Genomic DNA, 24,558 nt, shown 5'->3' with positions numbered 1-24,558 from the left:
GCGCAGAATAAGTTTACCCCGGAAGTCAAGCGAGCGGAGTGTCACACTGGCTGACCCCGATGCCGGCGCAGCATATTCGAAACCGAAAAGCGGACTTTCCATACTTACGTCATCACTCATTGAGACGCTCCCCCTTTGGATCGATGAATACCGGATCGACGACCTCAACCACCACGTCGCCTCCCTCCAACGGCGATGCTGCGGTCAGATGCTCCCCCATCCGGGCTCTGCCCCCGGCAACCAGCGCCAGCGCCACCCCATGACCCAGGCACGGACTGAAGACCTGCGAGGTGACGTGCCCGATAGGTGGAGCGCCGCCCTCATGCACACCTTTTTCCACGATGGTCGCACCACGGGGCACCTTGATACCCGGCGCGACGGGCACCAGACCGACCAACTGCCGCCGGCCCGGCTCTTTCAACGCCGGTAAATTCAATGCGGCGGAACCGATATAGGACTTCTTCTTGCTCGCCATGCGGCCAAGGCCCAAGTCATCCGGCGTCACGCGCCCATCCGCTTCGCGCCCAACCACGAAATAGCCTTTCTCAACCCGCATCACTCCCATGGATTCGACGCCATAGACTTTCAAACCCAGATCCGCGCCATGCGCCAATAGGCGCTTCCAGAGGGCCGTGCCGCAATCACTCGGCACGTTGATTTCATAAGACAATTCCCCCGAAAAACTTATGCGGAACAGCCGTGCGGGCAGCCCGGCAACCACCCCTTCGGCACAACCCATAAACGGCAGCGCGGTCGGAGACAGATCGATACCTTCGGTTACACCTTTCAGAACGCGCCGCGCATCCGGGCCGGCCAAGGCGCACGAAAACCAGCTTTCTGTCACGTTAGTGACAAACACGTCCAGATTCCGGCATTCCGTCGCCAGCATCCGGGTTAAGTGTTCGACCACCTGCTGGATCTGTCCGGTGGTGGTGCTCATGATGAAGTGCGTTTCGCCGATCCGCATGGTAACGCCATCGTCGAAGATCATGCCATCGTCTCGGAGCATGACCCCATAGCGTCCCTTGCCCACTGGCAAAGTACGGAAGCCGTTCATATAAACGCGTTCTAACAACTCGATCGCATCCGGTCCCTGAACATCGATCTTGCCGAGCGTCGAGACATCGACGATGCCCGCGCACGCACGCACCGACAGTACCTCGCGGTTGACGGCTTCAAGGTCGGACTCTCCCGCCTGCGGATAGAATTGCGGTCGCTTCCAAAGGCCCGCGTTCACCCAATGGGCATTCGCTTCCGCATGTAAACGATGCGCGGCGTTGCGACGGGTCGGATGGTTCTGCTCTCCTTTGTCGCCGCCAATCACCGAGGCAAAGGTAATCGGCGTATAGGGTGGCCGGTACGTGGTCGTACCCAGATCACCGACCTCCACACCGCGAATATCCGCGAGAACGGCAAGTCCGTTGAGATTCCCCAGTTTGCCTTGATCCGTCCCCATGCCAAGGGTCGTGTAACGCTTCAGGTGTTCAACGGCGCCATAATTTTCTCGCGTTGCCAAATGAATGTCGGCGACAGTCACGTCGTTTTGAAGATCGACGAAGACGCGGTTTTGGTTTAGGCCTTGCGGCAAACCGACAGGCGGACGAGGTTGAAATTCGTGGCCCCCTGTAATATCCGGCATCACGACATCAGCTGGCGTCAGACCGCAGGCGGCGATAGCGTTGTGCCCTGCCGTGAGACCGTCGCGTATCGCATCGGCAAGCCCAAAGACACCGTGGCAGGCGCCTGCACTATGCACATGTAGCGGCGCCTCCCCCGGCACGAACGCACCGAGATCAGCGTCATACCCCAACGATGCCCGGGTATGTGCAAAAAGATGCACATTCGGACTCCAGCCTCCCGCCAATGCCACCAGGTCGCAATCAATGTCCATGTCCACGTCGCCAGAGCGTAGGCGAACACGCACACCGTTGACATGGCGGCGACCAGTAGCTGCGACGACGTCGGCACCCGTGACACATCGAATATCCTGGGCCTTGAGAGCGGCGGCTACATCCGCCGAGATAGCGTTCCGGCTGTCAACCACTGCGGCAATGTCGATACCGTGTTTCTTCAATCTCAGGGCGGTCAGGCTCCCTCCGTCGTGACTGGTGGCGACAACCGCGCGGCGGCCAGCCAGAACGTTGAAGCGGTCGGCATATGCTTCGATCGCACTGGCAAGCATCACCCCCGGTCGATCGTTATTCTCGAATAGTACGGGCCGCTCGATCGAGCCGATGGCAAGAACGATTTCCCGAGGGCGCAGTTTCCAAAGCCTCTGACGGGGCTGCGCCTCTGCCGTGTTCAAAGCGGGCAAGCGTTCCGCCAGCGTGACCATGTTATGGTCGTATAGGCCCACGACCGTTGTTGCACGCAAGACGCGCACGTTCGGCATCGACGTCAGTTCCGCCACCACCTTGCCAACCCAGTCCCAGGGTTTCATACCATCAATCGTGCCTGTCTCAGGCAACAGGCCTAGACCGAGATGGCTTTGCTCCTCGGCTATGATCACCCGCGCTCCAGCGCGGCCCGCCGACAACGCAGCCACCAACCCGGCGGCGCCACCACCGGCAACAAGCACATCGCAATGCGCAAATGTCCGCTCGTAGCGGCCCGTGGGTGGTTCCGCCGGCACCTTGCCGAGGCCAGCTATGTGGCGGATCACCCATTCGTAAAACGGCCATGCCCGACTCGGCGCCATAAATGTTTTGTAGTAAAACCCTGACGGCAGGAATGCGGACGCCGAGTTTAGCACTCCAAATACGTCTACCTCCAACGACGGCCAACGATTTTGACTCTGAACAGCCATGCCGTCCTGCAACAACGCCTGCGTCGCGCGCGTGTTCGGCTCTTCCAGACCATCGATACGAACGGTCATCAAGGCCGACGGCTCTTCGCTAGCGGCGCTGACGATGCCTCGTGGGCGATGATATTTGAAACTACGGGCGACCAGATCGATGCCATTCGCAAGCAGCGCCGAGGCAACAGTATCACCCTGAAAACCCGTCATTTGCTTGCCGTCGAACGTGAAGTCGAGGGTTGTATGCGGATCGATCAGCGCACCAACGTCCTCTTTGGTAGGACGCCTCATCAACGGGTCTCCCCCACCGGGCCAGTACGTGTGATCACATGATTCAAAGTATTACGTTCAACCTCAATCCAAATGCCGCAACCGTGTCGATGCACCCACAATTCACGATGCGGGCCGATGGGGTTTTCACGCCGATAGAGATAGTCGGTCATCGCCGTATCACCTGCGTCATCGGGCGGACACGTCAATCCGGCCGCACCGCCGTAGACAAATTCCACATCGGCACGCGGACCACAGAATGGGCATTTGATGACCATCATCGCTTCGATCTTTCAAAATGTGAGGGCATTTTTGTCGACTCCCATTAATGCAAGCCAGGCCGGTTACCTTGACCACGTTCATTCAACAAATGGCCCGTTCGAAATCGCTCAAGCGAGAAAGCGCGGTTCAGGTCATGCGGCGCGTCGTTTGCTATTGTATGTGCAAGGCACCACGCCGCGGCCGGCGTCGCCTTGAAACCGCCGTAGCACCATCCACCATCCAGATAGAGGCCATCGATCGGCAGTTTTGCGATAATCGGGCTGCCGTCCATGGTCATGTCGACCGCCCCAGACCACTTACGCATCAGACGCAAAGAGCGGATGCGAGGAAAGAGTTCCGCCGCCGCCGCTGTGATATCTTCTATACGTGAGTACATGCCGCGCCGGGAATATGAGTTGTACCCGTCCAGCCCACCACCGATGACCAGTTCCCCCTTGTCGGTCTGGCTAACATAGACATGGTGGGTGCCCGACGAGACAACACTGTTCAGAAACGGCTTTACTGGCTCGGAGACCATGGCCTGCAACAGATGCGTTTCGATAGGTAGCGTCACGCCAGCCATTGCTGCCAGCTGGCTGGTATGCCCCGCGACGGCGATGCCAACTTTCTCAGCGGAGATATCGCCCTGTGTGGTTTCAACGCCCGTGATCGCACCGGCCTGTGTGCGTATTCCTGTCACCTCGCAGTTCTGGATGATGTCTACCCCCAACGCATCCGCAGCGCGAGCATACCCCCATGCAACGGCATCATGACGTGCAGTGCCGCCGCGGCGCTGAATTACCGCTCCAAGGACCGGAAAGCGGTGATCCTCAGACATGTCGAGCGCCGGGATCATCCGTCGCACGGCATCGCGGTTCAGCAGTTCTCCATCGACGCCATTTTGCCGGTTTGAATTATAGCGCCGAACGAACGACTCGATTTCGGCCTGTGAATGGCACAGATTCACGACACCACGTTGACTGAACATTAAGTTAAAGTTCAACTCTTCAGTCAGGCCTTCCCACAGACGTAGCGAGTGCTCGTAGAAATTCGAATTCGGTGTCAGGAAATAGTTGGATCGAACGATCGTCGTATTGCGCGCAGTGTTACCGCCGCCGATCCAACCCCGTTCCAGGACAGCGATGTTTTTGATGCCGTGACGTTTGGCCAGATAATACGCCGCCCCCAGACCATGCCCACCACCACCGATGATAATTACATCGTATCCCGTTTTCGGCTTGGCCGGACGCCATGCTGGAGGCCAGAGACTATGGCCGGCCAGAGCGTTACGGGCCAGCGAAAAAAATGAATATCGCATATCTTTTCTTACCTCGCGATCCCCGTTTAGAGAATCTGACTGAGAAAATCCTGTGTTCTAGGATCTTTAGCATTGCCGAACAGTTCGTCTGGCGACCCGCGTTCGACGATGACGCCGTGATCGGTGAAATAGACATGGTCCGCAACCTCTCTGGCGAAACCCATTTCGTGTGTCACCAGCACGCAGGTCATGCCCTCCTCTGCCAACTCGCGGATCGTGTTCAGCACGCCCTTCACGGTTTCCGGGTCGAGAGCGGCCGTCACCTCGTCAAACATCATAACGTCAGGGCGCATTGCCAGGCTGCGGGCGATGGCGATGCGTTGTTGCTGCCCCCCGGACAATTCGCCTGGATATGCGTCCGCCTTTTCCGACAAACGCACCTTGGCCAAAAGCTCGCGGGCGCGAACCTCGACTTCGTCACGGTTCTGCTTGAGGACATGGATTGGTGCCATCATCACATTCTGCAATGCAGTGCGATGCGGGAAAAGGTTATAGCTTTGAAACACCATGCCAACGTGACGACGAAGTGACAGTTCGTCCACATCCTCGTCGTTGACCTCAATACCACAAACGTTGATCGAGCCGCTGTTGATCGGCACCAGCGCGTTTATACAGCGTAGAAGCGTTGATTTTCCCGATCCTGACGGACCGATGATGCAGACGACCTCGCCCTCGTGAATATCCATCGACACACCCTTCAGCACCTCGAAAGTACCAAAGGATTTGTGCACGTCTTTAATGGAGACCTGTATTTCTGTGGAAATCACTTTCATGTTCAAAGCCTCATTTTATGTGTCGACAGCCCATTTGCGTTCAAGACGTACGGTCACGCGGGAAATCGGGTAGATATAGATGAAAAAGAGAAACAGAACGTATCCATACATCGGAAGCAGAAGCTCGTTCCGACCCTCGGCGGCTAGAATGTCCCGGGTTATGGTCAGTGCCTCAGATACGCCAACAATATTACCCAGAACGGTTGCCATGGTGACGATGGCATACAAATTCATCCACGGCGGCAGCATCCGTTTCATGCACTGCGGTATAATGATCATCCAAAGTGTCTGCACGCGTGAGAAAGCAAGTGAGCGCGCTGATTCCCATTGCGTTTCCGGGATCGATTGCACACCACCGCGGACAATTTCCGAGACGTTCGCCAACACCGGCAACGACAAACCGAACGTCGCCTTGATCCAATCCGGCAGGATGATCAGAACGCCGCCAATGTGGAACTCAAACGGTATGATGTACATCACGTAGAACAGCGTCACCAGCCACGGGCTATTACGCAGTAACTGCGTCAGCAACCAAGAGCTTGTACGAACCTGCGGGATCAGCGACACCTGACAGAGCCCTAACACGACACCGATCATGGTGCCGACACTCATGGCAACCACACTCATCAGCAGGTTCATCTTGAACCCTTCGAGCATCAGCGGTGTCCACTTGATGATGGTCGTCAGAATGTTTTCGGTCGTGTTGCCGTATTGTGCCGCAGCGCCGCTGGCCATCATAAGCAGCGTTGCGACGATGATGGCACCGTGCCACCAGGTCAGGTTGACATAAGGAATGCCGGTGAACCGGCAAAACAACCGTCCGCCCCTGCCGATCGGATGCAGAACGGGATGCCCGCCCCATGCATTTTCATTTTTTGTGACGTGCATCGGCGGCCCCTACCAGTTGTAACCCGGAATACGCATGCGTTTGACGATACGACTCATCATCCAAACAAACACACTAACGATCGTAAGGTACGTGACCAGCACGACATTCATCATTTCCGGCACGTTGGATTCGACGGCCCAAATCTGATTTGCGACATAAAGCACCTCGGTAACACCGATGGCGTAGGCGATCGATGTCGACTTCAACAGGTTGACCAGGTTGTTAGTCAGTGACGGCATGCAGATGCGCATCGCCAACGGAAACAAAATGTAGATGTAGGACTTCAAGCGGCTATAACCGAGGGATTTAGACGCCTCGACGGTGGTCTTTGGCACAGCCTCAATCCCGGAGCGGAAAATTTCGACGTTGAAGGCACCTGCGAACAACGTCAGGGCGATGATAGCCCACTGATAGTTCCCCATCATCGGTTGCATCAGACCCATGTCGTTAGTGTATTTCGGCATGATCGAACCGAGGCCGAAATAAAAGAAATACATCTGCGCCAATGGTGGCGTATTACGAAAAAATTGAATATAGGCATAGATAGCCCAGCGAACGGGTGCGAAACGAGAGCCTTGCAACCAGGCTCCGACAACGCCAACCACAACGGAAAGCACAACACAGATTACGCACAGTTCCAACGTCGTCGCCAAACCTTTGAGATACCTGTCGAATTCCCACGGATCGTAAAAAATAATGAAATTGATGCCGTATTCATCGTACAGCCACAGAAAGAAATGTTGAATTTTTTCCATTTAGGGTTCCACAACAAAGGTCAAGAGCAGAAACTCTGCCCCACCTAGGGGAACCGCCACGGTCGAGTTGACCGTGGCGGATGTCCAGATAGATACGTCGGCTATTAGCCCTTGTACTTCTCATGCATACGAATGGCGAATGGCGTCGCCTTTATTTCCCATTTCTTTTCAAGGTCGAGGATGAAACCCGAGCCGTGCCAATCCTTGATGGCTTCTTCCATTAAAGCCTTAAAGTCAGGGTTGCCTTGCTGAATGGCCGCGCCCCATGACGCATCCATGATTGTGTCAACCTTGACTTCATAGTCCTTACTCCAACGTTCCTGTGACAGACGTGAAGCGGCCAGCGAGTCATCGGTCAGCAGGCCTAGGCAACGACCGTCCATTAACGCCTGCCCGGTCTCGGCTATTCCAGCAAAGGTCAGCAGCTCGACATCATATTTCTGCTGCATGTCCTTATTCCAGAAGGCCCCCTGACTGGAGCACATCCGCTGACCCTTAATGTCGTCCCACGTTTTGATATCGACCGACTTGCGGGCCAAAATGTTAACACCCGAAGAATAATAGTTCGGCTCAATGATTTCGATAGTACGCCGACGCTCCGGCTTGTCCGTCATGGTGGCGATCAGCAGATCGCACTTACCGCCAGCCAGAAATTGAATTCGATTTGCTGCGATGACTGGCACCGGCTCAACTTTCAGTTCGACCCCGAGCTTCTTCTCCAAACGCTTTTGCACGTCAGCGATTAAATCGTGTTCCAGGCCGATCGGCGTGCCGTCGGTGCTGCGGAACCCAAATGGCGGATAGTCGACCTTACTGCAAACCGAGATTACCCCACGTTCCTTGAATTTATCAAAAGCGGCGTCGGCCTTCGCTATATGCGAACTTACCAATACACACAGCCCTGTCAGAGCTATAACTGATCCTTTGGTTACGGTCTTGATCATCGTAGCTGTACCTCCTGTTAAGAATTTTTAGTAGTTATCAAAGTTGATTGACTCCGGCGGGCTGACATTTCGGACGCGACTAAGTCGTGAGCTTTGATTTGCAGTCGCCACCTGTATTTTACGTTTCAAGATAGGACTTTCCGTTCGCAAAAGGCTAGAGTCGTTTAACGATTAGGACCAATTAAAATTTCCGACGAACCCATTAGCTTTACCAAAGGTTCCAAAGAAATCCTCAGAGTCGAGCCTGACACGGTGCTGTCAGACGAATGCGACGTCGTCTCTGTATGGCGTAAAATGGCATAACGGTGCCCCTACTATGCCGCACAAAGTTGCTGCCACTCGGTCAGTGCGGCATTTCTCTGAAGCTTGAATGTTTCTCTGTTGTTTAGGTGGCGCTCATGGTTGAAGTGGTTGTGGACGGATGCATGGATTGAGACAAATTTCTGCAAACTTCGCAGGCGCCTGAATTGCAGCATCGCCTGCTCTCTTCGTCGAAATGGCAAGTGTGAGTTTTCACAGCGATTGTTCTTCCATCGGCCAACCTTTTGTGCTGTTTCATTGCCAATTATCTTCATCGCAGCGCGGTAAGATCGTAATCTGTCCGTTACTATTTCGTGTGGCTTTCCATATCGCTTCATGATTTTCTTGAGGAATTTCAATGCAGCATTACGATCTCGCCGCTTGGAAACAAAGGCTTCCAGCACTTCGCCCTCATGGTCAACCGCCCGCCACAGATAATGCGTTTCTCCATTGATCTTTACAAATACTTCGTCCAGGTGCCATCGCCAGTTGGAATGATTCTGGAAGGGATAATTACGTTTTTTACGTATTTCACTTGCGAACAACGGACCATACCAGTTCCACCAATAACGCACAGTCTCGTGGCAAATGTCGATGCCGCGTTCGTGAAGCAAATCCTCAACATTGCGAAGCGAAAGGGGAAACCTGACGTACATCATCACCGCTAGGCGGATGATCTCGGGTGAAGTTTTGAAATAGCGAAACGGTTGTTTTCATGCTCGGAGGCTAGTCGACGAGCAAATGCTCATCTGGCAGTTTTCTTCTGCCCCCCCGGAAGCACAAACAGGATCGAAAACAAACCACCTCAATGCCTCGGTATATCTTCGGTTCCCGTTCCGCTTAGCACACGTTTGGTATACTTGCGCAGTTCGAGGCGCGCAATCTGGTTTCGATGCACCTCGTCCGGACCATCGGCCAACCGCAGCAAGCGCGCCGTCGCGTAAGCTATCGGCAGACCGAAATCATTCGATGTTCCGCCACCACCATGCGCCTGGATCGCCCAATCGATTACCTTACACGCCATGTTGGGCACCGCGACCTTGATCATCGCGATTTCGGCTTTAGCGGCTTTGTTGCCAACAGTATCCATCATGTGGGCCGCCTTCAGGGTGAGCAACCGTGACTGCTCGATCGCAATGCGGGAGTCTGCAATACGCTCCTGGGTAACCGTTTGTTCGGCTATCTTCTTGCCAAAGGCCACCCGCTCCGACGTCCGCACACACATCTTCTCGAGCGAACGTTCCGCGAGGCCGATCAACCGCATGCAGTGGTGAATACGGCCAGGTCCAAGCCGCCCTTGCGCGATCTCAAATCCGCGCCCCTCACCAAGAAGCATGTTTTCGACAGGAACGCGGACGTCTTCAAAAGTCACCTCCGACGCACGATCTGGCACGCCATAGTAGCCAAACACCGGCAGCGGCCGCTTCACCGTCACGCCCTGTGTATCCATCGGCACAAGAATCATCGATTGCTGCTCATAGCGGTTTTCATTGTCGGGTGATGACTTGCCCATGAAGATCACAATCTTGCAGCGGGGATCGGTCGCATTGGTCGTATACCATTTATGGCCATTGATGACGTAGTGATCACCATCGCGCACGATCGAGCTTTCGATGTTCGTGGCGTCAGACGATGCCACCGCTGGTTCCGTCATGGCAAAGCAGGATCGTATTTCGCCGGCGAGTAACGGTTTGAGCCAGCGCTCTTTGTGCGCTTCAGTTCCATAACGGACCAGCACCTCCATATTGCCCGTATCGGGAGCCGAGCAATTGAACACTTCGGGAGCAAGGTGCGACCGACCCATTATTTCGCACAGCGGGGCATACTCGAGATTGGACAAACCGTAGCCGTGTTCGCTATCGGGCAGAAAAAGGTTCCAAAGCCCCTGCTCACGAGCAATCGGCTTTAGCTCTTCCACGACGGGATAGACCTTCCAGGCGCCGAGCTGTTCGGCCTCCTGATAATATCGTAGTTCGTTCGGATAGATGTAGCGATCCATGAATTCGAGCAATTTCTTTTCGAGTTCTAGCACTCGCGACGACTTATTCAGCATTTGACTACCTTCCATTTTTCACCGGTGATTGCCCCGGTAAACTACGTTGTTGGCGACTGCCAGATTGGATGCTGTCTATACTATCCATTCCTAAAAATAGAAAGTGGTAAAACGAAATCGTCTGATGATTTTAATTGACGAGCGCGTCTCAGGCTCCTAAGAGCTATGAAAGAATTGCTTATAGGAATGGTTGGAAGGGGGATCGCAGTGACCAGCGTCAGTGCTTATGGCAACGCACAGGAGTGGATGCCAAACAAAATCCGCCTTGACCGTTGGCTAGCCGAAAATATCGACGGCTATGGTGGCCAGTCTCGGCTTGATCGGATATCTGGCGGGCAATCCAATCCGACATTCTTGCTGCATTCACCCTCAATGAATCTCGTTCTACGTAGCAGACCGGTAGGCCCTACCTTGCCAAAGGCTCACGCAGTGGATCGCGAATATCGCGTCCTCAAGGCCCTGCAGACCAGCAAAGTACAGGTTCCGAAGGTGTGGGCGTTGTGCCAAGACGAAAGCGTTATTGGAACGATGTTTTATGTTATGGATTTCGTCCCTGGGCGCGTACTGTGGGATCCTCGCCTTACCGGTCTGGAACGAGACCAACGCGCAGCGATATTCGACTCTATGAATGCAATGATCGCAAATATCCATTCGATCGATATAGACGCAGTCGGCCTTGCTGATTACGGTCGACATAGCGCTTATGTGGAACGCCAAGTCTCCCGTTGGACCAAACAATACCGAGCTTCCGAGATCGACCCTAATCCCGCCATGAACTGGCTGATCGACTGGTTGCCACACAACATGCCGAAAGACAATCCGACACGCCTCGTGCATGGAGATTATCGGCTAGATAACGTGCTCATAGACCCGACGGAGCCACGTGTGGTTGCTGTTCTCGACTGGGAACTATCCACACTCGGAGACCCAATTGCCGACTTTGCCTATCACATGATGAGTTGGCGTTTAGCCCCAGAGCTTTTTCGGGGGCTCGCGGGGATTGATTTCAAAGAAGCGGGAATACCGGACGAACAGGCCTATCTCGCGCGCTATCTCGAACGAACGGGTTTCGAGTATCCCAAGAACTGGGAATTCTATCTCGTACTCTCCATGTTCCGCATCGCGTCGATCATGCAGGGCATCGCGAAGCGGTCGCTTGAGGGCACTGCATCAAACGCAGATGCCGACGAGGTGGGCGCGAAGGCAAAGCCAATTGCCGAAATTGCAGTCGAATTGGCAACAAAGATTGGGAGCCGCTGAGATGATAGACAAAGCAAAGATCGGGGTCGTCGGGTCGGGGCTCATGGGCGCAGAGATTGCCTTTGTACATGCAGTAAACGGACACGACGTCCTGCTTGCCGATACGGCAAAAGACGTTCTCGCCCATGCTGTCGAACGCATAAGCCGGCTATACGAAAAGGGCGTTTCCCGTGGATTCTACGAGGAGTCGAAGCTATCAGAGACCATGTCCCGAATACGCACGACCGGAGATCTGCAAAATTTCTCCGACCGCGATGTCGTCATCGAAGCCGTATTCGAGCGTGAAGACGTCAAGGCTGAGGTCCTCAGGTCGCTCGATGTGATCTGCCGTGAAGGGTGTCTGATTGCAACCAACACATCGACAATCCCAATTACCGTGCTTGCCTCCTATATCTCGGAAGCGCGTCGCAGCCGTTTTGTTGGAACACACTATTTTTCGCCGGTTTCGCGCATGAAACTCGTGGAAGTAATCCCGGGCGCAGAAACCTCCGCGGCAACAGTTGCGGAAGCGCTGGAACTTTGCCTGTCGATCGAAAAACAACCGATCCGCGTAAAAGACGTCACCGGCTTTGCTGTCAATCGGCTACTGCATGTACTGATGATCGAAGCTGTGCGGCTCGTTGAAGAAGAAGTTGCAACGCTGGAGGATATCGACCTTGCATGCCGTCTCGGTCTGGGCCATCCGATGGGCCCCTTCGAACTGATGGACGCGACCACATCTAGCCTTTGCCTTCAGGCACAAAATATTATGTTCGATGCATACGGTGAACGATTCCGACCGAGGCCGCTTCTCAAACAGCGCGTTCAGGCAGGCTATGTCGGTGGGCGCGGACGCAGAGGCTGGCGCAAATGAACAAGGCAACCAAAATGACAAGCCGCCCTTCGCAAGCGCGATTGAGTTCACCCGACCAGATCGTGCGGAATATTATCCAGGGGCTATATGAAGGTCAGTTTGTTGCCGGGCAGCGTCTTATCGAACCCGATCTCATGTCACGCTATGCTGTAAGCCGTGGCACCGTCCGTGAAGCGATCAAGCGACTGGCGGCCGAAGGCGTGGCAACGCAGACAACATATCGTGGCGCGCATATACGCCACCTTTCTCGTTCAGAGGCGCGCGATGTCCTGCAACTTCTGGAAATCACCATCGGGCTGGCTGCGCGCCTTGCCGCATCGAACATGGACCTGCTCGGAGCGCGAGAACAGTTCACAGCGGCGCATAAAAATCTGATGACTTTCGTCGACTCGCCGGACTCTTTTGAATTTGTAAGAGTGCGCAACCAATTCTATCGCGCCATGACCATTGCCGGAGGCAACCGTGAGCTTGAGCGGCTTATGCCGGGATTCCAGGTACACCTTATCCGGACGCATCTGAAGCAGCCGCAAAACGAGCGTTTTGCCGACTACCGCGTCATGGCGGAAGCCATATTGGCCGGTAACAAAAAAACAGCAGAAGCGGCGGCGCAAAAGCATATCAGGCGCGTCAGCGAGGCATTGAACAACATCCCGGATTCGACGTTCGCGCCAGATGCAACAAATCAGCAACGACAATTCGAAGATGAGGATCTCAACCATGCGTGAAGCCGTAATCGTATCAACTGCAAGAACGCCACTAAGCACGGCCTATCACGGGTTGTTCAATAATACCCAGCCGCAAACGCTATCCGCTCATGTGCTCACTCCCGTGGCCAACCGCGCGAAAATCGATCCCAAGGAGATCGAAGACGTGGCGCGCTACAGCGTAGTGACCAAGTATGACAATGGTGGCATGAGGGCTGCAGGTCTTTTCGAGATCTTTGAATGAGCGGTCTGTTCGATGACTCAACGGGCGCTCGTGCCATTATCTCGGGGTCATTCTGGGGTATCGGCCGCGCAATCGCCATACATATGGCGGAAATCGGCATGCGCGTGGTCATCTCACCGCAAAAGACTGACGCTTGCGAAGCGGTTACCGCTGAAATCACCGCGGCGAATGGCGATGACCGGACTCTGACGAAATCGTGTGGTAGCGCAATCTTCTTGTCATCGCAAGCCGGATTATTCGAAACTGGTCAGACAATCGTGGTTGATGGTGGTATCACGATATTAAGGATCGAAAACCCATGAACATTGAAGGTAAGATCGTTGTCGTTACCGGTGGCGCAAGTGGCATTGGCAAGGCGCTGTGCAAGACATTTGCCTCAGCAGGAGCGCTGCAGGTCGTTATCTCGGACATCGATGACGAGGGAGCGCGCGCTGTCGCGGACGCTATCGGCGCCGCAGCCATTCCTTGCGATATTTCAGATGCCGGACAAATCAAGAACCTCATCGAAACGGTTGAACGCGACATTGGCCCGATCGATCTTTTTTGCTCCAATGCGGGTATCGCAGCCGGGTTTGATTCCAGCTTTATCAATGCCGCTTCGGCTTCCGATGAGCTCTGGTACCGCGCATGGGCAATCAATGTCATGGCGCATGTCCGTGCTGCGCGGATTCTTGTGCCGCTAATGAAAGCGCGCGGCGGTGGTGCGTTCCTGCAAACAGTTTCAGCCGCCGGTCTTTTGAACCAGATCGGAAGTGCGGCCTATGGCACGACCAAGCATGCGGCCATCGGGTTTGCAGAAAACCTTGCCATCACGCATCGGGACGATGGCATCAAGGTTTTTGCGCTGTGCCCGCAGGGTGTCGACACGCCTATGCTCCACGGCTTGCCCGAAGGACCGCAATCCATGGATGGGGTCATGTCGGCCCAAGACGTGGCTGAGTTCACCATCAAAGCGCTCGAAACAGACCAGTTTCTAATCCTGCCGCACGAAGACGTGGCCAAATACATGCGGGGCAAAGTCGCTGACTATGACCGCTGGCTGGGCGGAATGGCCAAGCTGCAACGAAGCCTGAACACCTAGTCCCCTTGTCAAGGATTATGACGACACAGCTCGGCGTAAGATCAGGCGTCCTTCGGATCGGTTGGATTTGCTCCGCCTACAGTGCCATAGCCCTTGAAAGGATTTGGCCTTCCCGCCAGATCACTCCTTGTATCCGCATAAATTCATTCCGATCATTCCCGCCACATTGGTGAATCCTGAGCCTAATGAATGGCGGCATACATGATCTTTTCTTCCGTCGCCTCGGAGCGCGGCATATCTTCGACGATACGCCCGCCACGCGCGACCAGCATGCGGTCCGAAACAGCCAGTATTTCGGGCAAATAAGACGAGATAACAATCACCGCCTTGCCCTGGGCCGCCAGTTCGCGGATGGCTGCATGGATTTGGGGGATCGCACCCACATCCACACCGCGCGTGGGCTCGTCGAAGATCACGACTTGCGGTTCCTGTGCCAGTGACTTCGCCACAACCACCTTCTGCTGGTTGCCTCCCGAGAACTCAATGATCTTCAGCGTTCGCTTCAGTGCCGAGATAGACAGCGCCTTGACCCAACGGTCAGCAACCGCTTTGCGTTCCTCCATAGAGTAGAACCACCGCTTGCCTTTCGGTGAAGCCAGATAACCGAGATAAATGTTGTCGTCGGCCGTCATTGTCTCGAAAAACCCATCGAGTTTGCGGTCTTCGGTGATGTAAACAATACCGTCCCTGACTGCTTGCCGCGGCACGCGGTAGCGGATTGGCTTCCCGTTAAGCGTGATGAGACCGCCACGAAGGAAGTTGCGCTTGCGCGCACCACATATAATTTGTGCGACCTCGGTTCGTCCGGCACCAACCAAGCCCGCCATGCCAACAACCTCACCGGCATAGGCCGAGAAGGACATATTCTTGACCACGCCGCCCATCGTCACATTTTCAATCGACAACACTTTACGCCGTTCCACCGTAGCGGAAGGTCGAGGTCCGCGTGCGGATACTTCCGCTTTCACCGAACTCATAGCCGAAACCTCACGCCCAACCATCATGTGCACGACCTTCGCACGATCCAATTCGCTTGCAGGCTGAGTGGCAACCAGTTTGCCGTCGCGAAGAACCGTTATGCGGTCGGCAATGGCCAGCGCCTCCTCAAGCGCATGACTGATGAATATGATGGCGACGCCTTCAGAACGCAGCCGTCTGAGCAGATGGAACAGGTGCTGGATTTCTTCTGGAGTCAAACTCGCCGTCGGTTCATCGAAAATAATAATCTTGGCGTTGTGGCGCACCGCGCGGGCAATCTCCACCATCTGCCGCTTGGCCGTGCCGAGCGTTTCGACAAGCACCAGTGGATCGACGTTGAAGTTCAACGCCTGCTGTGATTGCTGTGCGGCAATATTGATCTTGCGATAAACAGTGACAAGTTTCTCCATCCCCAATTCGAGGTTCTGGGCAACGGTCATCGATGGCACAAGACTGGTTTCCTGGTAAACCATTGCGATGCCGGCTTTCAGCGCGTCTCCAGGCGATGCAAAAGAAACATTTTGACCATCTAGAATATAGTCTCCCGACGAAAGCTGCACCGCGCCGGCAATCGCCTTACAGAGCGTCGATTTACCTGCGCCGTTCTCGCCGAGCAACGCATGAATTTCGCCCGGCTTGACGTCGAAGTCGACCTGATCGATGGCGTGGACGCCTCCATAGACCTTGCTTCCGGCCATAATCTGGAGAATCGGTTCCGCTCCCATTTTCGTCATGACGCCTTACCTCTTTCGAGTTCAATTTTTACCAGCTTACCATTGCCCCTGGAAGCGACAATCAGTTGCCCGCCAGTATCAGCGATATCCATGATGCCGTGCGTTGTCCCGGAAACACGACTATGCAGGCTCTCTACCGCGGTGCCTGCGGCATCAATGCGCGCAACGAGGCCATAGGAACGCGGTGGCGCCCAGGGTTTTTGAATCCCAAGTTTCTTGATGCGCCCGATCTGTGTCGGTTCGCGATAGTCAAAATGGTCGCCAAGCGAGGGCCCGATCCAGAGATCCGGTGCCACAGATCGCATCATTCGATTGCGAAAAGCATCTTCACGCAGAACGAATTCAATCAATTGTGTGCGCATAGCAAAGAATGCGATCCAGAAACCACCGGAAGATGATGGTGTAATTCTACCGGGATAGGCTGCAAAATTCTTGACCAGAACAGTTTGGGCGCCGGTATCGACCACGATTGACAACAGCCTGTGCGTCCATGCCTCCGTCACCAGAAGTGTGAGCGCATCTGAGGCGGTTGCGATCCCTGCAGGCCAAGACAACCCGTCACAGACAACTCGCGCGGACAAAAGATCGGCATTGCAAAGCACTAGCCTGCCCGATCCGATACGTTTCTCCATAAGGTCTTGAAGCCAGCCCTCAACCGCATAATGCCGCGATCCATCTGTAATCGCAACTGAACCATCGGGCAGAACCGCGATCGCCGTCACGCATTCAAGCGGCGTGTCACCCACTATTTCAAGGCGACCAGTGATCTGCCCTTCCCCGTTCAGCGCAACAATACCACGTCCCGAGACGGCAGCGAACACGCGACCATCCGGATGGGTCGCAAGACTGCCGACAAGAGCGTCCAACTCGGCGAAGGTTGAGCTTTTCAAAAAGTCCCCATTTGGCCAGCAAACGATCTGGTTTCCGGATGACGCGTAGACCGAGCCATTCTCCCCGATGCACACCCCATTCACGCCGGGCAGATCAGCTATTATCTCAGCATCGTCCAGGCGACGATTTGGCGAGAACCCACCATCGAGCGAAGAAATCGCGTGGACGTCTCTGTTCGGGAAGAAAACCCGGTCGAGAATGTCACGAATCAACGACATGATCGACCTCCATCGTTTTGACGTCTGAAGCCACTTGCAAATCCTTGGCGTAATAGGAGTCCCAACTAGTCCAATTTTGATCTGCGTCAGGAAGCTTCAGGCGGCCAATACGATTGTTCTCCAACCCGCCGATATAGAGATAACCCTTGTGTTCACGCATGGAGGTGATTGTTGCATGGTTCTCCGCACCCGGGTCCCAGAGGGATTCCAGCACGTTGCCATTGTCGTCAAACTTGATGACGCAGCCGTAGTTGATCCCCGGGCATAGCCACTCGTCAGGCGGGATCTGCTTAACCATGCGGACGCGGAACGCGGGATCTTCCATGGCAAGGTCAAAGGCCGGTGAGCGGATACCCACGAATGCCAGCCAGTATGTGCCGTCAGACGCGCGATTGATGTTATCGGGATAGCCTGGCAGGTTGTCGACCATGATCTCGAGCGTGCCCTTTTGCTCGCCTTCAATCCAATAGCGGTAGATGCGGCAAAGCCAGGTGCTGACCCAGTAGACACAACGTCCGTCATGCGAAACGCAGACGCCATTCGGGAAGGCCAGGCCACTAAGAACGGTCGTGGTTTTGTTGGTTTTAGGATCGTAACAAAGCAGGCGGCCATTGCCGCGTCCCTCAAAACCGTCAAGCGCCCAATCTGTCAATTCATAACGCGTTGAGGCATCACTGAAATAGATCAGACCACTGGGGGCGATATCAAGATCGTCAGCGAGCAGGATACGAGAATCGTCCTTAAACCGATACCAGGTGCGGGCGGTTTCGTCAGTGACCTTGAAGATGGAGCGGTCAGGTCTAACGCCGTAAACACCCATGCCAGCAACACAGGCAAGGATATTCTCATCCTTGTCCATGGCCAGGCCGAGCGGCCGGCCACCAATCCGGGCGAACTCCTCACGGACTTCGTAATCGGGCGCCAGAAAGCGGATGATCGAGCCGTTGCGATTAACAGTGTAGAGATTGTCATATCGGTCGAGGATGACATCCTCCGGCCCCTCGATCTTGCCGAGCCCAATAGGCTCAACCGCGAGCAACCGGTCATTTTCGGCAAAAACGCTGCCGCTTCCGCGCTCAATCGACGGCGGTTCCTTGAAGTTGACTAATGTCGGTGAGACATACATTTTTTGCAGGATGGTGCTCTTGTGCTTCACGAACTTGACGTTGAAACCGACTGCAAGAAGCAGAATGAAGCCGATCGCAGCCGTGGTGAGACTGCCATGCGTACCCAACTGCACCAGCCCATTAATCAGCAGAAAGATGATTGTCGCGCCGATCATGGCACGGGCGATTGTTCCGCGCCCGCCAGACAGGCTGATGCCTCCGACAACAGCGGCAGCAAGCGCATTGACCTCCCAGCCGACGCCCGTATCTGTACCGGCGCTGTTCTGGCGCGCAGCATAAAGGAATCCGGCAAATGAAGCGAGCACGCCGGACAGTAGATATGCCAGAAACAATGACCACTTGACGTTAATTCCGGCGTGGCGCGCAGCCTTGCGGCTGGAGCCGACTGCCATGATGTGCACACCCGAGCGAATACGCGTCAGATATATATGAGTGGCTAGGCCTATAACGATTAGGCACACCATATTGAAGGGGATACCCCCAGCGGTACCAATACCAATAAAGTCCCAAGCCGCGTTTTCCACATAACCGCTTGCTAGCTGGGCCGAATAGGCAATCGTTGCTTTGTTATAGGCGGCGCGGACAATGATTAAAACCACCATCGTCGTCAGAAACGGCCGCGTTTTTGCGTACGCTATAAGACCGCCGTTTACAGCGCCGATCAGCACACCCCAGGCCAGCGTACCAGCGAGCACCAACGGGAGAGACCACTCCTGAACGAGGAAGAGATAAAGGGCGAGAAAGTTCGCCATCGCAAAGACCGCGCCAACAGAAAGGTCGATACCACCCGAAAGGATGGAAATTGCCATAGCGATAGCCACGAAAGCCTGCTCGGGGAAACTACGCATTAACAATTGTATCTGGACCACTGACGCGTAATCCGGGATGGCAAGAAGGAACGCAGCAAACATTGCCAGCATGAGCGCGAAGGGAACAATTGGTTCCATCCAGCGCTTTTCAAGTAGTTCGCCAATCAGCATTTGAGGCGAGAGCCGGTACCAGATACGTCGCATGAAATCATCCTTGTCAGGTGGGTTCAGCATCGGCTGGCAGCGCCACCTGGCGGTGGCGCTGCTGCGTCATTTGTGAAAAACTACTTAGACACCGTGAAGCAGTAACGACGATCTTCCGGCCCACTGACCCAATAGTTGGTCGTGTAGAAGGCATAGTGGGTCGAACCAGCAGGGCGTGGGTCCTGCAGCAAAGCCAACGCCGCTGTGACAATCTGTTCGCCCTGCAGATTGGCGGTGTATGAAAGGTTCTTGGTATAGAGCCCCTGGTCAATCATGTCGCAGTCTGCAGGCTGGCCATCACTCCCAACAAAGATCTTCACCTTGCCTTGCAGGCCTGCATTCTTGACGGCTTGAGCCGCGCCCGCAGTTTGCGGACCCCAGACACTGATGATGCTGCACAAATCGGGGTGCTGCTGCAGCACATTCGTCATGACTTCCGATGCTTTGTTGGCGTCCCAATTGACCGGTTGCGAGGATACGATCTTGATCGATGGATCCTTCTCCAGCGTTTCAGTGGCCGCATTGGTCATATCGAGAGAGTAAGCTGCGGTAGCCTCGCCTTGCAGGATTGCCACCTTACCGGAACCCTTGCCGCCGCCACATACAGCCAAAGCCTCCTTGGCGAGCAGACGGCCCATCTTCGGCACGTCAACACCGACATAAGCATCAGTCGTCGTATTCGAAGACATATTGACCTGGATGACCTTGATGCCCTCGCTCATCGCCCGTTTAAGTTCACGCGCAAGCAGCGTCGTGGTTGGGTTCTGCACGATAAGAATATCAGGCTTCTCGTTGATCAGCGTGCTGACGGCCTGTAGCTGCACGTCCGATTTGAAGTTCGGATCACGCATCACGAATTCGATACCCTTATCTTCAAAATTTTCCTTCATCACGCGGGTCCACTCTGACTCCAAAACGCCAAGCCAGACAGGCACCCAGGCGATCTTTTTTCCCACGGTGGCTGCCGTGAAATCGTCATGAAGTTGCTGGCGTGGATCCGCTGCTTGCGACGGCAAAGCCATACTCATTGTCATCGCTGCAACGGCGGCTAAACATAGCCCCGCCCTAACAGCAAATGCTCTTCCGGAAAATATTGACATAGTTTTCTCCCTTTACGTTGAATGGTTGTTGAAGCCGCTGAAATACGGCCAGGTTTTTAATCACCCTGTTTTGCAGTCTCCTCATTTCGTGGATGAACGTAGCTATCCAAGACGATGGCAGTCAGAAGCACCGCACCCTTGATGATGTTTTGTGTCTGAAGATCCAGATTCACAATCGTCATGGCATTGAGCAGCACCCCGATCAGCAGTGTGCCAGCAATGACGCTGAGAACGTTCCCACGTCCGCCAACCAAACTGACCCCACCAAGCACAACGACGAGAATAACGTCAAAAATCAATGTTGATTCAACGATTTGAAGGTGCATAAGCGATGTCGAAGACACCATGACGATCCCGCCGATATAACCGGTTGCACCGCACAGACCGTATTCGATCATCGTGAGGGGACGAGTGGCCATGCCAGTCAGTCGTGCAGCCTCCGAATTGTCACCATGGGCATAAATAAAGTGGCCGATTACCGTGTATGACAAAAACAAATGTACGAACACGGCGCAAACCACAAATACAATCACCGGAACCGGCAGACCAAAACCGATAACGCCGCCAATCGCCTGAAGCAGTTCATGTCCCGGCTGCAGAAATACCTGATAGTGCGGAACAACGAGAGCTCTCGTAACGCCCACCACAAGAAGGCTGGTTGCCAGAGTTGTAAAAAGCGGCGGGATTTCAATAACTGAAACCAGCCAGCCGTTAAGCACACCGATAAACACCGCAAGGAACAGGCCAACCACGAGCGCTACGGACACCGGCATACCGGTATTTATTAGCGTAACTGCAATTGCCGAGGAAACCGCAAGGATGGCGATTTGCGACAGATCAATGCCGCGTCCGATGACGACAACGGCCATACCAAGGGCGAGGATCCCCAGGATTGAAACGTTACGTGCGAGCGTAAACAGGTTTCCGACCGACAAGAAGCCGGCCAGAAAGACACTCAGCAATACGAAAATTCCCCCTGTCAGTACAAGGATGAGGACCGCCTGGTTCGGTGGACTATAACCCTTCCCGCCGTGTTTTTGCGTCAACTCCAAAGCCTCCCCCCCTTAAAGATGCCGTTAGCCAAACAAATCCACGACCGAACTTAACGACCAGCGTTTCTTGATATAACATATTTGTTGTAACTATTAGTATTGTTTATTGCAACATATTTGTTATAACATCAGACGTAAAGGAGAAAATACGATGCCGATTTTGTCAACTGAGGCAAGTGGAGAAAAAGGATCCGGCGCGTTTGGCGGTCCAATCTCGCGCGACAGTCTAAGCCAGCGCGCCTATATTGCTATTCGCGGATCGCTGATGCACAGCCGTCTCCGTCCGGGGCAAAAGCTGGTGGCGCGCCAAGTCGCCGATGAGCTCAATATCAGCGTGACGCCTGTTCGTGAATCGCTCTTGCGGCTAGTATCCGAGCACGCACTCAGTCTCGACGAACGCGGCACGGTCATTGTTCCCAAAGTGACGCTTGAACGCTGCATCGAGATAAGAGACATCCGGATGCTCAACGAAGGCGAAGGTGCGGCACGCGCGGCTATCAGAGCGTCTGAAGCAGACATTGCGGTGCTGGAGCAGATTCACGAAAACTATAGGGCCATCGAGCAGAAAAATGACTATCAAGCCGCACTAACTGAGAATGAGAATTTTCATTTCACGCTTTGTCGGTTGTCGGGCTCGGAAGCCTTGTTCGGCATCGTGGAAAATCTCTGGATCCAGTTTGGCCCTGTTCTCGCCTACCTCTATGACGGCGGGCAGCGCCCCTTCCATGGTGAGATACACGGACACATTCACGTTATCAATGCGCTCCGCAGCCACGACCCCGAACAGGCGCGGAATGCGATTCAACATGACATTCTTACAGGCGGACAGGTGATTGTCGACAGACTTTCGGCTGAGGAAAAAACATCAACGGAACTAACGTGAACAGACCGCAGGATCAGTATTGGAGCGCTGAGCAGCTCTGCGGAAGCCTGCGTGAAGAAGTGTATTTCGATGGGCGCCGCATACTGTGCTTTTCTCAACGTCCTGCGACATTAGCACAGATGTTCGCCGACGTAGTCGCGCAGTTTCCTGAACGTCCAGCCGTTATCGAAGGGCGGCGCCTTAGCTACCGCGAACTAGATGCGGAAGTTGCTAGAATTGCTGCCGGTCTAGCGCATTTCGGGTTCAGGCAAGGCGACCGCATTGCACTTTTACTTTTCAACCGCTGGGAATATCTGGCGATTGTGCTCGCCTGTGCACGTCTCGGGGTGATTGCCGTCCCGCTCAGCACCCGCCTGCAGCAACCCGAGTTGGAATTCCTTTTAAGTGACTGCGGGGCAAAAGGCATCATTTTCGATGATGAACTCGCGCGCATTATTCCCGAACTTGCAACCGTTCCCACTGTGGAGCACGTGATTACAATGGAGGGCATTGTTCGCGGTGCCCGCTCCTTTGCCGACCTTCTAGCCGACCATCGGCAGCCACAGCCGGTCACGATAAACGAAGAAGACACGGCCGTCATTCTCTACACTTCGGGGACCACAGGGCAGCCGAAAGGCGCCATGCTCAGTCATCTGGGCATCGTTCATTCCTCTTTAACTTTTGCCCGGTGCCTCGGATTAACGCATGAGGACAAAGCGATTGTCGCCGTTCCAATGTCCCATGTAACCGGCCTTGTCGGCGTATCGTTGGCCACGTTATGCGTTGGCGGGGCTATCGTCATGATGCGTCAAGCCTACAAAACAGACGCTTTTCTCGAACTCGCCAGCCGCGAGTGCATCACCTTCACTATTTTGGTCCCTACGATTTACACCCTTGTCACTATGAACGCGGGTCTCGACAACGTGAACCTCTCGGCTTGGCGGGTTGGTTGTTTTGGTGGCGCACCAATGCCAGAAGCAACCATCGAAAAGCTACACGAAAAGCTGCCGAACCTCGCGCTGATAAATGCATATGGGGCGACAGAGACCACTTCGCCGACGACCATCATGCCGATTTCCGCTTGGCGTGATCATATGGACAGTGTCGGGCAGGTCGTTCCCTGCGGTGCGGTTCGGGTGGTGGATGCAGCGGGACACGATCTTCTTCCTGGCGAACCAGGCGAACTGCTCATAGCCGGTCCCATGGTCGTGTCCGGATACCATAACCGCCCAGAAGCAAACGCCAGCGAATTTGTGGATGGCTACTGGCGATCGGGCGATATTGGTTCGATCGATACCGACGGTTTTGTGCGTGTGTTCGATCGCCAAAAGGACATGATTAATCGTGGCGGCTTGAAGATATTCAGTGCCGAGGTGGAGAATGTCCTGAACCACCATGAGGATGTGCTGGAATGCGCGGTTGTTGGCCGGGCAGACCCGGTGCTGGGGGAAAAAGTTCACGCTTTCGTCGTCCCGTACGAAAATCACACCGTCAACACAGAGTCCATTCGCCGCTTCTGCACGGAGAGATTGTCCGACTACAAAGTGCCAGAGACCGTTACCGCGCTAAATACGCCGCTCCCTCGCAACGCTAATGGCAAGGTCCAGAAGCATCTGTTAAAGAACCAGTTCTGAGCAGTCAGGGAAATGTAGTTCAGCGCTGCCAATATTTAGGTGCTGTCAGACGAATGCGACCTCGTCTCCGTATGGCGCAAAATGGCACAAACGTACCGCTATTATGCTGCGCTAAGTTGCTGCCACTCAACCAATGCGGCATTTCTCTGAAGCTTGAATTCTTCTCGGCTGGCTAGGTGGCGTTCATGGTTGAAGTGGTTATGGACAGATGCGTGGATTGAGACAAATTTCTGCAAACTTCGCAGGTGCCTGAATTGCAGCATCGCCTGCTCTCGTCGCCGAAATGGTAGGTGGGAGTTTTCGCAACGATTGTTCTTCCACCGACCGACTTCTTGAACTTCGGCATTTCCAATTGTCTTCATAGCGGCACGATATGAACGTAATCTATCTGTGACAATGATACGAGGTTTCCCATACCGTTTCATTATTTTCTTAAGGAAAACCATT

Annotated in this window: 22 protein-coding genes and 1 pseudogene; 8 read left to right on the top strand and 15 right to left on the bottom strand. The window is 54.5% G+C overall.

Annotation, left to right across the window (positions count from 1 at the left end; all coding sequences use genetic code 11):
• Positions 1–112: 112 nt before the first annotated feature.
• The 9 genes and pseudogenes from ACESNI_RS00115 to ACESNI_RS00075 form a co-directional block, all read right to left on the bottom strand.
• Complete coding sequence (locus ACESNI_RS00115) at positions 113–3,088, bottom strand: sarcosine oxidase subunit alpha family protein (RefSeq protein WP_373083726.1); 2,976 nt, start codon at positions 3,086–3,088, stop codon at positions 113–115.
• Positions 3,088–3,345, bottom strand: a complete 258-nt coding sequence (locus ACESNI_RS00110) for a sarcosine oxidase subunit delta (protein ID WP_373083728.1) — start codon at positions 3,343–3,345, stop codon at positions 3,088–3,090. Before ACESNI_RS00110 ends, ACESNI_RS00115 begins: the two co-directional genes overlap by 1 nt.
• Before the next feature lie 47 nt (positions 3,346–3,392).
• On the bottom strand, positions 3,393–4,646 hold the full coding sequence (locus tag ACESNI_RS00105) for a sarcosine oxidase subunit beta family protein (protein WP_373083724.1): 1,254 nt from the start codon (positions 4,644–4,646) through the stop codon (positions 3,393–3,395).
• Between the two features lie 26 nt (positions 4,647–4,672).
• Complete coding sequence (locus ACESNI_RS00100) at positions 4,673–5,419, bottom strand: amino acid ABC transporter ATP-binding protein (protein WP_373083723.1); 747 nt, start codon at positions 5,417–5,419, stop codon at positions 4,673–4,675.
• A gap of 15 nt (positions 5,420–5,434) precedes the next feature.
• Positions 5,435–6,307: an amino acid ABC transporter permease gene (locus ACESNI_RS00095; RefSeq protein WP_373083721.1), complete on the bottom strand. Its 873-nt coding sequence runs from the start codon at positions 6,305–6,307 to the stop codon at positions 5,435–5,437.
• A gap of 9 nt (positions 6,308–6,316) precedes the next feature.
• Positions 6,317–7,063: an amino acid ABC transporter permease gene (locus ACESNI_RS00090; RefSeq protein WP_373083719.1), complete on the bottom strand. Its 747-nt coding sequence runs from the start codon at positions 7,061–7,063 to the stop codon at positions 6,317–6,319.
• 104 nt (positions 7,064–7,167) lie between these two features.
• On the bottom strand, positions 7,168–8,007 hold the full coding sequence (locus ACESNI_RS00085) for a transporter substrate-binding domain-containing protein (protein WP_373083717.1): 840 nt from the start codon (positions 8,005–8,007) through the stop codon (positions 7,168–7,170).
• Positions 8,008–8,321: 314 nt separating this feature from the next.
• Positions 8,322–9,011, bottom strand: a pseudogene (locus ACESNI_RS00080) (IS6 family transposase); the annotation flags it as partial.
• 101 nt (positions 9,012–9,112) lie between these two features.
• Entirely contained in the window at positions 9,113–10,360 is a 1,248-nt protein-coding gene (locus ACESNI_RS00075) for an acyl-CoA dehydrogenase family protein (RefSeq protein WP_373083715.1), read from the bottom strand.
• Positions 10,361–10,525: 165 nt separating this feature from the next.
• Here ACESNI_RS00075 and ACESNI_RS00070 point away from each other — a divergent pair, with 165 nt between their 5' ends.
• Genes ACESNI_RS00070 through ACESNI_RS00045 form a run of 6 tightly spaced genes read left to right on the top strand, consistent with a single transcriptional unit; the run spans position 10,526 to position 14,502 of the window.
• Positions 10,526–11,620, top strand: a complete 1,095-nt coding sequence (locus tag ACESNI_RS00070) for a phosphotransferase family protein (protein ID WP_373083713.1) — start codon at positions 10,526–10,528, stop codon at positions 11,618–11,620.
• 1 nt (position 11,621) lies between these two features.
• On the top strand, positions 11,622–12,473 hold the full coding sequence (locus ACESNI_RS00065; protein ID WP_373083711.1) for a 3-hydroxyacyl-CoA dehydrogenase family protein: 852 nt from the start codon (positions 11,622–11,624) through the stop codon (positions 12,471–12,473).
• Complete coding sequence (locus tag ACESNI_RS00060; protein WP_373083709.1) at positions 12,470–13,198, top strand: GntR family transcriptional regulator; 729 nt, start codon at positions 12,470–12,472, stop codon at positions 13,196–13,198. The genes ACESNI_RS00065 and ACESNI_RS00060 overlap by 4 nt, the downstream gene beginning before the upstream one ends.
• A complete protein-coding gene (locus ACESNI_RS00055; protein WP_373083707.1) occupies positions 13,191–13,421 on the top strand; it encodes a hypothetical protein in 231 nt (76 codons plus the stop codon). Before ACESNI_RS00060 ends, ACESNI_RS00055 begins: the two co-directional genes overlap by 8 nt.
• A complete protein-coding gene (locus tag ACESNI_RS00050; RefSeq protein ID WP_373083705.1) occupies positions 13,418–13,723 on the top strand; it encodes a hypothetical protein in 306 nt (101 codons plus the stop codon). Before ACESNI_RS00055 ends, ACESNI_RS00050 begins: the two co-directional genes overlap by 4 nt.
• Positions 13,720–14,502: an SDR family NAD(P)-dependent oxidoreductase gene (locus ACESNI_RS00045; protein WP_373083703.1), complete on the top strand. Its 783-nt coding sequence runs from the start codon at positions 13,720–13,722 to the stop codon at positions 14,500–14,502. Before ACESNI_RS00050 ends, ACESNI_RS00045 begins: the two co-directional genes overlap by 4 nt.
• 182 nt (positions 14,503–14,684) lie before the next feature.
• On the opposite strand, the gene ACESNI_RS00040 is transcribed toward ACESNI_RS00045, so the two are convergent.
• From ACESNI_RS00040 to ACESNI_RS00020, 5 genes are read right to left on the bottom strand one after another with little or no spacing between them, the layout of a single operon-like run.
• Positions 14,685–16,214: a sugar ABC transporter ATP-binding protein gene (locus ACESNI_RS00040; RefSeq protein WP_373083701.1), complete on the bottom strand. Its 1,530-nt coding sequence runs from the start codon at positions 16,212–16,214 to the stop codon at positions 14,685–14,687.
• Positions 16,211–17,323 (bottom strand): SMP-30/gluconolactonase/LRE family protein, encoded by a 1,113-nt coding sequence (locus tag ACESNI_RS00035; protein WP_373083699.1) that lies wholly within the window; start codon positions 17,321–17,323, stop codon positions 16,211–16,213. The genes ACESNI_RS00040 and ACESNI_RS00035 overlap by 4 nt, the downstream gene beginning before the upstream one ends.
• Complete coding sequence (locus ACESNI_RS00030; RefSeq protein ID WP_373083697.1) at positions 17,307–19,493, bottom strand: ABC transporter permease; 2,187 nt, start codon at positions 19,491–19,493, stop codon at positions 17,307–17,309. Before ACESNI_RS00030 ends, ACESNI_RS00035 begins: the two co-directional genes overlap by 17 nt.
• A 50-nt stretch (positions 19,494–19,543) precedes the next feature.
• Positions 19,544–20,563, bottom strand: a complete 1,020-nt coding sequence (locus ACESNI_RS00025; protein ID WP_373083695.1) for a sugar ABC transporter substrate-binding protein — start codon at positions 20,561–20,563, stop codon at positions 19,544–19,546.
• Positions 20,564–20,619: 56 nt separating this feature from the next.
• Positions 20,620–21,609, bottom strand: a complete 990-nt coding sequence (locus ACESNI_RS00020) for an ABC transporter permease (protein WP_373083693.1) — start codon at positions 21,607–21,609, stop codon at positions 20,620–20,622.
• Positions 21,610–21,766: 157 nt separating this feature from the next.
• Here ACESNI_RS00020 and ACESNI_RS00015 point away from each other — a divergent pair, with 157 nt between their 5' ends.
• The gene (locus tag ACESNI_RS00015) at positions 21,767–22,498 is read left to right on the top strand and encodes a GntR family transcriptional regulator (protein ID WP_373083691.1); all 732 of its coding nucleotides are present in this window, start codon (positions 21,767–21,769) and stop codon (positions 22,496–22,498) included.
• Entirely contained in the window at positions 22,495–24,111 is a 1,617-nt protein-coding gene (locus ACESNI_RS00010) for a class I adenylate-forming enzyme family protein (RefSeq protein ID WP_373083689.1), read from the top strand. Before ACESNI_RS00015 ends, ACESNI_RS00010 begins: the two co-directional genes overlap by 4 nt.
• Before the next feature lie 101 nt (positions 24,112–24,212).
• Here ACESNI_RS00010 and ACESNI_RS00005 read toward each other — a convergent pair.
• On the bottom strand, positions 24,213–24,558 hold a 346-nt coding region (locus ACESNI_RS00005), incomplete at its 5' end, for a DDE-type integrase/transposase/recombinase (protein WP_373083687.1).

Origin of the sequence: Sneathiella sp., assembly GCF_041689005.1 — a bacterium.
Classification (GTDB): domain Bacteria; phylum Pseudomonadota; class Alphaproteobacteria; order Sneathiellales; family Sneathiellaceae; genus Sneathiella.
This window is presented reverse-complemented; position numbering and strand designations above follow the sequence as displayed.

Coding starts and splice junctions, on each gene's coding strand:
- ACESNI_RS00115 (WP_373083726.1), bottom strand. CDS start 3,088: ATGAGGCGTCCTACCAAAGAGGACGTTGGTGCGCTGATCGATCCGCAT.
- ACESNI_RS00110 (WP_373083728.1), bottom strand. CDS start 3,345: ATGGTCATCAAATGCCCATTCTGTGGTCCGCGTGCCGATGTGGAATTT.
- ACESNI_RS00105 (WP_373083724.1), bottom strand. CDS start 4,646: ATGCGATATTCATTTTTTTCGCTGGCCCGTAACGCTCTGGCCGGCCAT.
- ACESNI_RS00100 (WP_373083723.1), bottom strand. CDS start 5,419: ATGAAAGTGATTTCCACAGAAATACAGGTCTCCATTAAAGACGTGCAC.
- ACESNI_RS00095 (WP_373083721.1), bottom strand. CDS start 6,307: ATGCACGTCACAAAAAATGAAAATGCATGGGGCGGGCATCCCGTTCTG.
- ACESNI_RS00090 (WP_373083719.1), bottom strand. CDS start 7,063: ATGGAAAAAATTCAACATTTCTTTCTGTGGCTGTACGATGAATACGGC.
- ACESNI_RS00085 (WP_373083717.1), bottom strand. CDS start 8,007: ATGATCAAGACCGTAACCAAAGGATCAGTTATAGCTCTGACAGGGCTG.
- ACESNI_RS00075 (WP_373083715.1), bottom strand. CDS start 10,360: ATGCTGAATAAGTCGTCGCGAGTGCTAGAACTCGAAAAGAAATTGCTC.
- ACESNI_RS00070 (WP_373083713.1), top strand. CDS start 10,526: ATGAAAGAATTGCTTATAGGAATGGTTGGAAGGGGGATCGCAGTGACC.
- ACESNI_RS00065 (WP_373083711.1), top strand. CDS start 11,622: ATGATAGACAAAGCAAAGATCGGGGTCGTCGGGTCGGGGCTCATGGGC.
- ACESNI_RS00060 (WP_373083709.1), top strand. CDS start 12,470: ATGAACAAGGCAACCAAAATGACAAGCCGCCCTTCGCAAGCGCGATTG.
- ACESNI_RS00055 (WP_373083707.1), top strand. CDS start 13,191: ATGCGTGAAGCCGTAATCGTATCAACTGCAAGAACGCCACTAAGCACG.
- ACESNI_RS00050 (WP_373083705.1), top strand. CDS start 13,418: ATGAGCGGTCTGTTCGATGACTCAACGGGCGCTCGTGCCATTATCTCG.
- ACESNI_RS00045 (WP_373083703.1), top strand. CDS start 13,720: ATGAACATTGAAGGTAAGATCGTTGTCGTTACCGGTGGCGCAAGTGGC.
- ACESNI_RS00040 (WP_373083701.1), bottom strand. CDS start 16,214: ATGACGAAAATGGGAGCGGAACCGATTCTCCAGATTATGGCCGGAAGC.
- ACESNI_RS00035 (WP_373083699.1), bottom strand. CDS start 17,323: ATGTCGTTGATTCGTGACATTCTCGACCGGGTTTTCTTCCCGAACAGA.
- ACESNI_RS00030 (WP_373083697.1), bottom strand. CDS start 19,493: ATGCTGAACCCACCTGACAAGGATGATTTCATGCGACGTATCTGGTAC.
- ACESNI_RS00025 (WP_373083695.1), bottom strand. CDS start 20,563: ATGTCAATATTTTCCGGAAGAGCATTTGCTGTTAGGGCGGGGCTATGT.
- ACESNI_RS00015 (WP_373083691.1), top strand. CDS start 21,767: ATGCCGATTTTGTCAACTGAGGCAAGTGGAGAAAAAGGATCCGGCGCG.